The 8,465-nt window shown below is 69.1% G+C and carries 6 protein-coding genes; all 6 read right to left on the bottom strand.

Annotation, left to right across the window (positions count from 1 at the left end; genetic code table 11):
- Positions 1-686 (bottom strand): type VI secretion system ImpA family N-terminal domain-containing protein (locus tag ACJ8AT_RS30145; RefSeq protein WP_407741384.1); only part of this gene is annotated, 686 nt, incomplete at its 3' end.
- Positions 683-1,627, bottom strand: coding sequence for a type VI secretion system-associated protein TagF (gene tagF / locus ACJ8AT_RS30140; protein ID WP_407741383.1), 945 nt, complete (start codon positions 1,625-1,627; stop codon positions 683-685). The genes ACJ8AT_RS30145 and tagF, both read right to left, overlap by 4 nt.
- Before the next feature lie 2 nt (positions 1,628-1,629).
- Positions 1,630-5,262 carry a type VI secretion system membrane subunit TssM gene (gene tssM, locus ACJ8AT_RS30135; RefSeq protein ID WP_407741382.1) on the bottom strand — a complete coding sequence of 1,211 codons (3,633 nt, stop codon included), beginning with the start codon at positions 5,260-5,262 and terminating at the stop codon, positions 1,630-1,632.
- Positions 5,259-5,951, bottom strand: a complete 693-nt coding sequence (locus tag ACJ8AT_RS30130; protein WP_407741381.1) for a DotU family type IV/VI secretion system protein — start codon at positions 5,949-5,951, stop codon at positions 5,259-5,261. Before ACJ8AT_RS30130 ends, tssM begins: the two co-directional genes overlap by 4 nt.
- A gap of 12 nt (positions 5,952-5,963) precedes the next feature.
- A complete protein-coding gene (tssK, locus tag ACJ8AT_RS30125; protein ID WP_407741380.1) occupies positions 5,964-7,331 on the bottom strand; it encodes a type VI secretion system baseplate subunit TssK in 1,368 nt (455 codons plus the stop codon).
- On the bottom strand, positions 7,328-7,996 hold the full coding sequence (gene tssJ / locus ACJ8AT_RS30120; RefSeq protein ID WP_407741379.1) for a type VI secretion system lipoprotein TssJ: 669 nt from the start codon (positions 7,994-7,996) through the stop codon (positions 7,328-7,330). The genes tssK and tssJ overlap by 4 nt, the downstream gene beginning before the upstream one ends.
- Between the last annotated feature and the right edge of the window lie 469 nt (positions 7,997-8,465).

The raw sequence follows: 8,465 nt of genomic DNA, 5'->3' as shown, positions 1-8,465 counted from the left end.
GGTGTCACGGGCGCGGGTGGAGGCGGGACGGGCGCGGGGCTGGCGCTCGCGGCGGCCGGGGTCTCCACGGGCGTGGCGGGGGAGGCGGGCGGGGTGGACGCGGGAGCCGGAGCCTCCTTGGGCATGCTCGCGCGCAGCCGCTCGAGGCTGGTGAGGAGCGGTCCGAGCGCCGGGCCCTGGGCGGCGAGGCGCGAGCGCGACACCTCGGCGAGCTTCGACACGGCCTCGGACAGTGCCTCCACCACCGCGGGCGAGGTGCTCTCGGCCTGCACGGTGGGGAAGACGTGCTTCATGCGGTCTACGTACCAGGTGAGCGCGAGCCCGCGGCTGCGCAGCCGCGAGGCCTCCGGGAAGAGGCCCTGCCAGTAGCGCTCGGTGAGCTCCGACAGCAGCGTCGCCCCGGTGATGGCGCCGGCCAGGCCCTCGGTCATGTACAGCGCGTAGGCGAGGTAGGAGGCCAGCCACAGGTCCTTGGTGGACTTGCGCAGCAGCTCTCCGGCGCCCCGGACGACCTCGTCCCAGCGCACGGGCTCCCCCGTGGGGGACTCGAGCTTGGCCACCTCGGCGGAGACGCTCTCGTAGGCGGGGGCGTGCTTGGACGGGGCGCCGCAGGGGGCCTCGGCGGAGATGGGCTCGAGCCAGGCGTTGGCGCGCTCGCGCAGGCTGGCGGTGGAGGGCGTCGTCATGAGGGACGCTCCTTCATCGCGAGGGCACGCAGGAGCTGCTCGAGCGTGCTGTGAGAGGAATCGATGACCTGGCGCTGCGAGGCGGACAGCGACTGCTTCGCCTGCTCCATGGCGGCGGGCTTCTCGGTGCGCAGGGGCCAGACGGAGTTGCCCGAGCGGGTGGGTTGCGCCAGGTGCAGCAGGAGGGTGGGGGGCGCGGCGCCCAGGCACAGCAGGAGCCGGGGCTGCGGCGCGTCGGACCAGAAGAAGGAGGGAGGCTGGGAGGACCAGCGCAACAGCCGCGTGGCGAGCTCCAGCCAGGTGACGGGCCCCATGTGCGAGGGGTAGGGGCAATCCAGCATCACGCTGGCCAGGGCCTGCTCGCGGTGGCGCTCGCCCGTGCAGGCGGTGAGGAAGGTGTTCAGCGCGTAGTAGCGCCCGTCGGTGGGGAGGCCGGCGGTGACGTGCTGGAGCAGCTCCGTGCAGCGCTTCTCGGAGAGCAGCGACTCGCGGAGCCGCTCGGCCAGGCGGAGGTCCCCGGGCCGCGCGGTGGGCAGCTTCGCCGCGCGCTCCTGCAGCGCCGGGATGTCGAGCGAGGCCGCCTCGCGCAGCAGCTGCGCGCTGGCCCGGAGAAACGGCTGGTGGATTTCCGGCAGCAGCGCGAAGCGCCCGGCCACCTCCTGCGCGGGCAGCTCCTGGAAGACGGCGAGCGGAAAGGCACGCCCCACACTGTCCGTGCTCGGCACCAGCAGCCCCACCAGCACCGAGCCCTCGCCAGGCGCGGTGAAGACGAAGCTGGCCGGAGCCGGGGGCAACGCGGCCCGGGCCCCATGCAGCCGGCCGGTGCTCTCCTCCATCCAGCGGAAGAGATACCGGGCCAGGGGGCTGGCCGCGTGGTGCCGGACGAACTCCGCGTGGCGCGGAGCCTTGCCCAGCAGCCCGATGTGGGGCGCCTGCGTCATCCTCAGGGCGCTCCGTTGGTGCTCACGGCTTCGACGAGGCAGCCCTTGCCGCCGCGGGCGATGCCATTGGGAGGCGTCAGGCCCGGGTCGCGGAAGATGCTCAGCAGCCGCGCGGTGTTGTTGCCCGACAGCCCGAAGAACGGGTTGGCGGTGCGCTCGGGGCGGAAGTCGATGGCGACGAGCGCCCCGTTCATGTCCTCGATCTCCCACACGGCGGTGAAGAAGCGGCCGTCTCCGCTGGGCTCGATGCGCTTGACGCGCTCGAGCAGGCGGAACAGTCCCCACTCGCCGGGCTCGTCGATGTCCGCGGTGGCGCCGGAGGCGTTCTCCACGTGGATGTGCGCGCCCAGCTTTCCGGCCTGGCCGGGCCAGCTCATCGGCTTCCACACGTTGTCCGGACCGTTGCGGTACAGCTCGTCCACTCCGTCAATGGTCAGCGTGATGGCGGAGATCTCCGACGGCGCGGTGTCCGGTGACGTGCCCGCGCGCACGCGCACCTGGAAGCGGACCAGCGGATCCACCGTGTCACCTGGGAAGAGGGTGGTGGCCAGGTTGTTGGACTTCTCCAGGAAGGTGAGCAGGTCCTCGCGGTACATGTCGCGCGTGTTGAGGTTGGCGAACGTCCACTTGCGGCCGGACGTGACGACCTCGTCGGCCAGGTTCTGCTGGACGAACTTGCGCAGCGTGCCGCCCGAGGGCCTGAGGAACTCGGAGAGCTCGGCCAGGGGGGCGTCCTGCATGGACTCGCGCACGAAGGGGTAGCGGTTGGCCATGAGCTGGCTGAAGGGCTTGGTGACGGCCTCGCACCAGTCGTTGCTCTTGGTCTGCGCCACGCCGGCGAAGACGATGGAGCGCATGTCCTGGAAGGGCGGCAGCAGCAGCTTCTCCAGGATGGGACCGCCGCTCTCGTACTTCTTGACGAGCATGGCCACGCTCTCGCGCGTGGTCTTGATCTTCTCGAGCAGGGCACCGGACTCCGAGGGCTTCTCCTTCACGCCCAGCAGCGCGTTGAGCACCAGCGCGAGCTGGTCCTGGTAGAAGTCCTGCGACGTGAGCTTCTCCTCGCCGTCCTCCGAGCGCGACTCCTCGGTGGTGAACTTGATGAGGGTGGTGAACTCCTTCTCCACGTCGCGGGGCCCGAGCGTGTACTCGCCCGTGGCCGCATTGGGATCCACGAGCTTCTTCTCGTCCTTCTTGTCGCTGGAGAAGACCTCTTCGATGGCCTTGCGGGCCGCGCTCTTCTCCTCCGCCTTGGGCGTGCGCTCCAACTGCACGTTGTAGGCGAGCGCCCGGAACAGCTTGCCGAAGGCGGGGGGCTTGCCGCGCGTGAGGCTCTCGAGCAGTGCCTGCATCTGGTCCACGTTGTCCGGGGGCTGGACGGTGATGGACTGGAGGAAGTCCTTCCACTCCTGGATGTACTGTTGGTAGTAGCGCGTGCGCAGCTCGTTGCGGGACTGGACCTCGTCCTCCCTGGCATCCCGGTCCAGCACCCAGGCCTCCTTGTCCTTGAAGGCGTGCTCCAGACGTGTGCGCACCGCCTGGTCCCAAGCCAACTTGGTGAAGGCTCCGCGCACCTTCTTGGTGGCGCGCATGGCGGGCACGCCGCCGACGATGTCGTCCAGCGTCTGGTCCGGGTACTCGCGGCCCACCTCGGAGACGATGCGGTCCAGCTCCAGCGTCGTCACGGGAACGCGGTTGAGCGCACGGCGCGCGGCGCGCACGGTGTTGTTGTTGCGCGCGAAGGCGAGCTGCTCCGGGTCCGCCGCCAGCATCTGGATGTACGTGCGGGCGTGACGGCTGATGGCCTGCTGCAGGTTGGCCTCTCCCCCCGAGCCCTTCACGTGCGTCCAGTGCCGCACCATCTGATCCACCAGCCAGTCCTGGTGGGCCTCGTCGAGCGACGGCTCCCGCTGGGCGTGCGGCCAGGTGATGAGCAGGTACATCTTCAGCGCTTCGAAGTGGTTGGCGTAGTCATCCGAGCCCGGCTTCCAGTCCGGCGCGTCCTGGTTCCGCGCGAACAGGTCCAGGTTCTGCTCGATGCGCTCATACTGGTTGCCGAGCAGCACCCGGCGCAGGGCGGTGTTGTAGAAGGACTGCGCCAGCGGGAAGAGCCTGTCGCCCTCGTACAGCCCGAAGCGCAGCCAGAAGGGGGCGCCCTCCGTCTTGTGCTTCGTCAGCTCCTGGAGCTGGGTCTGCAGCGGGGACAGGTCCTTGATGCGGGCCAGGTCGTCCCGGTCATCCAGGTGCACGGCGGTGATGGCATCGCGCACGTCGCGCGCCAGCGCCCGGTTCTGGAAGTAGGAGACGATGGGCAGCACCAGCATCAGCGCCGCCGCGGTGAAGTACGTGGCCGTGAGCACCAGCTGCCGCCGCCGGTAGCGCTGCTCCTCGATGGAGCTGCGGACGGCCATCTCCTGGTCCTGGAACATCACCTTGGTGAAGATGTCCCAGAGGAAGTAGCTGCGGCCCTCGGCGCTCGGCTCGGGCTGCGGGCGCGTGTCGCCGAAGAGCTCCGCCGAGCCGCTCGACAGCCGCTCCATCGCCTTCATGTCCTGCGTGCCGCTGGTGAAGTACAGCCCGCGCATCACCGGCGTGTCCTGGTACACGTTGTCCAGGAAGAGCGGCTGGACGAACTCGGTCAGGTTCTTGCGCAGCGACGCGAAGCTCTGCGGGAACTGGTAGATGTTCTCGCGCGCCTCCAGCCGGCGCTCCTGGCCCAGCCGCTTGAGCGTGCGCTGCTCCAGCACGTTCACCATCTCGTCGAAGCGCTCCAGCAGCAGGTCCGTGGAGACCTCCGCCTGCGAGCCCATGGGCACCGTGAAGCCCCAGATCTGCCCGCGCTCCGAGCGCGTCAGGTCCGCGTACATCTCCGTGAAGCCAGGGATGAGGTCACACTTGGTGACCATCAGGTACACGGGCACCAGCGTGCGCAGGCGCGAGGTGATCTCGTCCAGGCGCTCGCGGATGCTCTGGCCCAGCTCGACGGCCACCTGGGGATCCACCCCCATCAGCTCGCTGACGCTCACCGCGACGATGAGGCCGTTGATGGGACGCTTCGGACGGTACTTCGTCAGCGTGTCGAGGAAGGCGAACCACTCGGGCTTGTCGTCCTCGCTGCTCACGTACCGGCCGGCGGTGTCGAGGATGACGGCCTCGTTGGTGAGCCACCAGTCGCAGTTGCGCGTGCCGCCCACGCCCCGCACGCCGCCGCCCTTGGCGGAGAGGTAGGGGAACTTCAGCCCCGAGTTGCGCAGCGCCGTGCTCTTGCCCGCGCCCGGAGGACCGACGATGAGGTACCAGGGCAGCACTGCCAGGGCGTCCTTGCGGCCCCGCGACAGCTTGGATGTCTTCAGCGCCTCCACCGCCTTGGAGAACTCGGCCTGCATGGCCTTGATCTCCGGCTGCAGGTCGGGGCGGACCGTCTTGAGCTGCTCCTCGGCCTGCTGCTCCAGCGCGCCCTCGAGCTTCTTGGCCGCCTTGCGCGCCTTGAGCTTCCCGACGATCCACCTGCCGAGCGCGAACAGCAGCAGCACGCCCGTGGAAACGAGCCCCGCCAGCAGCGGCGGCACCCCGAGCAGCTTGACGGCACCCCACGCGAGGCCCGTCAGCAACGTGATGACGATGGCCCAGATCATCGCGTCTCCCCCGTGTTGGTGGCCATGTGGAGCTTGATCTCGTTCACGAAGTTACCCACGGCCCCGTCCAGGCTGAGCATCAGCCCGCCGTAGACGAGCACCGCGAGCATCAGCGCTCCCAGCGAGATGATCATCGGGGAGATTCGCCGCTTGCTGGCGAGCATCGACTCGGTGGGCCGCTCACCGTGCGGCGACAGCACGTCGAAGTCGAAGGGCCTGGCGCGCTCGAGGTCCTTCTGGACCGAGTCGATGAGCGTCATGAGCTCCAGCTCGCCGCCGCGGATGCGGTAGCGGCCCTGGAAGCCGAAGAGCATGCAGAGGTAGTAGACCTGCAACACCTCGGCGCGGTGTGGATCCTTCCGGATGGCGTTCAGGCGGTGGAAGAAGCCGTCACCGGCGACGTTCTCGTTGAAGTACTGGAGCTGCAGCAGGTTGGTCATCCAGAACGAGCGGTAGGGCTCGGGCCGGGTGAGCGCGACCTCGTCGAGCAGGGCGACCAGGGCATAGGCCATGTCCTGGGCGTCCTGGTGGCTGTAGCCGAGCACGGCGGCGCGCCGGAGCAGCTCGTCCACGACGCCGCGCAGGCGGTGGTGGAGGACCTCGGGCGGCGGAACCGAGGCGGCATCCGAGTTGCGGATGCGGATGGCCGCGTCGAAGCAATCCTTGGTGGCTTCGGTGACTCGTTGCATGGCGTTCGGTCGTCAGCGGCTGGCGGTGGGGACGGCGAGCAGCTCCACCGTCGTCTGGGAGGCGTCGAAGGGGTGCGGCAGGTAGAGCGCGAGCGTCCGGTCGCGCATCGCGTTCTTCCAGTACCCGTCCGAGTTGAAGAGGGTGAAGTACATCACCCCCGGCTGGATGGGCACCTCGGGTGGGGGCCGGTAGTTGACCTGGATGGGGACGCCGGGCGTGGCCGACTGCACCAGGTTCTGGATGTCTCCCCAGCTGGCCAGCTTGGCGAGCTTGGGCAGCTGCTCGGCCACGGTGCGCTCCGGCAGCTCGCTGCGCACGGAGAGGAAGAACTGGCCGCAGCGCTCCAGCCGCTCGTCCTCCAGCTTGCCGCGGTAGATGCGGTCCTCGCCGGACTGCATCTGCACCGAGAGGCACTGCTCGAGCGCCACCGAGCGCAGCAGCGCCTGCATGCGGCGGAACAGCTCCTCGAAGGTGGCGCGCAGCTGGATGAACTGGAAGGGCGGCAGCGTGGTGGGATCCGCGTCCGCCACGAAGGTGCACAGCTGGCCCGCGCACTGGCTGAGCGCCAGGTAGAGCGCGTGCGGCCGCATGTTCCCCGAGTCGATGGCGTGCTGCAGCAGCGGGATGATGCCGTTGAGCGTGCTCAGCTCCAGGAAGAGCGTCACGTCCGAGGCGGTGAACTCGAGCGCGGAGGCGTCCCGGTGCCGGCGCCGCGACGCCAGCTGGCGCTGCTTGGCCACGATGAGCCGCAGCAGCGTGCGCAGCTCGCTCATCACGAAGGGCGAGGCGTCGATGCGCAGCGCGGGCGGGATGTAGCTCTCCACGAGCGTCAGGCTGCCGGAGCGGTCGCGCGACAGCTCGGCGATCTTCACGGCGTCATAGTCCTCGCGCGGCTCGGTGCCGAAGAGCAGCTTGACGTTGCGCTGCGCGAAGGCCACCGGGACGATGGAGGTGGACGCCGTCAGGTCGTTCACCGGCCGATTGGTGGGGGAGAAGCGCGGGTTGCCGCCAATCCGCTCACCCCCGCCGTAGCTCTCCACGCCGCTGCGCTCGCGGGGCACGCCCAGGTAGACGTCCAGCACCTGCTGCGCGGGCGGGAAGAAGCCCTCGGTGGGCCGGGCAGGCGGGGCCTCGGGGTCTCCACTCTGGAAATTCAGCGGCATCCCGTCCGGGAGCACGCCGGTGAAGTGGCGCAGCTGCACGCGGCCCGCGCGCAGCGCCTCCATGTCGAACTCCACGGACGCCACGCCCCAGGGGTACGGCTCCACCGCGGCCAGACGCAGATCCAACAGGTTCTCATGGTAGAGATCCTGCTGCTGCAGGTGGTGGGGACTCATGAACATCCCCTCCGACCAGACGACGCGTTGAGCGTTCTTCATGCACTCCTCTTGGGATGGGATGGCGCCTCGGTCCCGGACGGGCTGGCGGGAGCCGGCGGCGTCAGCGAGGACTGGGGGCGAAGCATGTCGATCTGATAGCCCTGGAGCCGGTAGCGCAGCTGCACGTCCCCGAGCTTGGGCTCGCCCTGGTCACCCGCGGGCCGCTCCACGCAGAAGGGCGGGAGCACGGGATCCAACGCGGAGACGGTCCGCCACGAGTAGCCCAGCGGCTGGCGGAAGTGGCCCATGGCCAGGATGAAGCGGGCCTTGGGATCTCTCTGGATCCACCGTTGCGCCTTGTGGCCCGGGGCGACGGTGAACTCGGAGACCTGGAGCAGGTCCTCTCCGAGGTATTCCTTGGGGCGGCTCCAGAGATCGCGGAAGCCGGCGCGCTCGAGCTTCGCGCTGTCCTTGAGCTGGAGGACCTGCACCACGGTGGGGAGCGAGCGCCCGCGCGGATCAGGATTCACCTGCTCGGAGACGTCCAGGAAGACGAGCATGGGAGGCGGCGTCTCGCACGGAGTGGGCCCGATACGCTTCGCGCACGAGGTGCCCACGGTGGCCGCGAGCAGGAGGGGGAGCAGGACTCCCTTGCCGCGGCTCCCGGAACGGATGCACGCCTCGGGGCATGCGTGTGGCTGCGCCTTCGCGATTCCTCTTGGCACGTGCGCTGGATCCCCCCTCCACAGGTCTGATGGACGGGGTGGAACCTGCCAGACTGTGCGCAATGCCGCAAGTCCAAGGACATACAGACTCGGCACGCGGCGGGTTCACGAGTGACCGTGGCAAGCCTGTAGCGCTCTGAAGCGGCATACAGCGTGAGCCGGGCGAACGGCTCGCGCTCTCAATTGTGTGGAGATCACGTAGTCGCGGCGGCGAGGCGAAGGGCGCTCGAACTCGATCAGGGGTGCGGAGTGTTCTTCATGGTTGGTGCCGAACACTGTTAGAGTGCCGCGACTTTTTGCGTTTCTGCTCAATGCCGTCGCGCGCCCTTGCCGCGCCGCGACCCATCCGAAGCGGGGGATCCATGGGACGAAGGATGCTCGGGCCTGGCGCACTGGCGCTCTTGCTGCTGCTACCCGGGATGGCTGCCTTCGCGCAGACCCAACAGGCTCAGCTGCCCGGCTTCGAACT

The sequence above is a fragment of the Hyalangium sp. genome, from assembly GCF_045802625.1.
In the GTDB taxonomy this organism is placed as follows: domain Bacteria; phylum Myxococcota; class Myxococcia; order Myxococcales; family Myxococcaceae; genus Hyalangium.
This window is presented reverse-complemented; position numbering and strand designations above follow the sequence as displayed.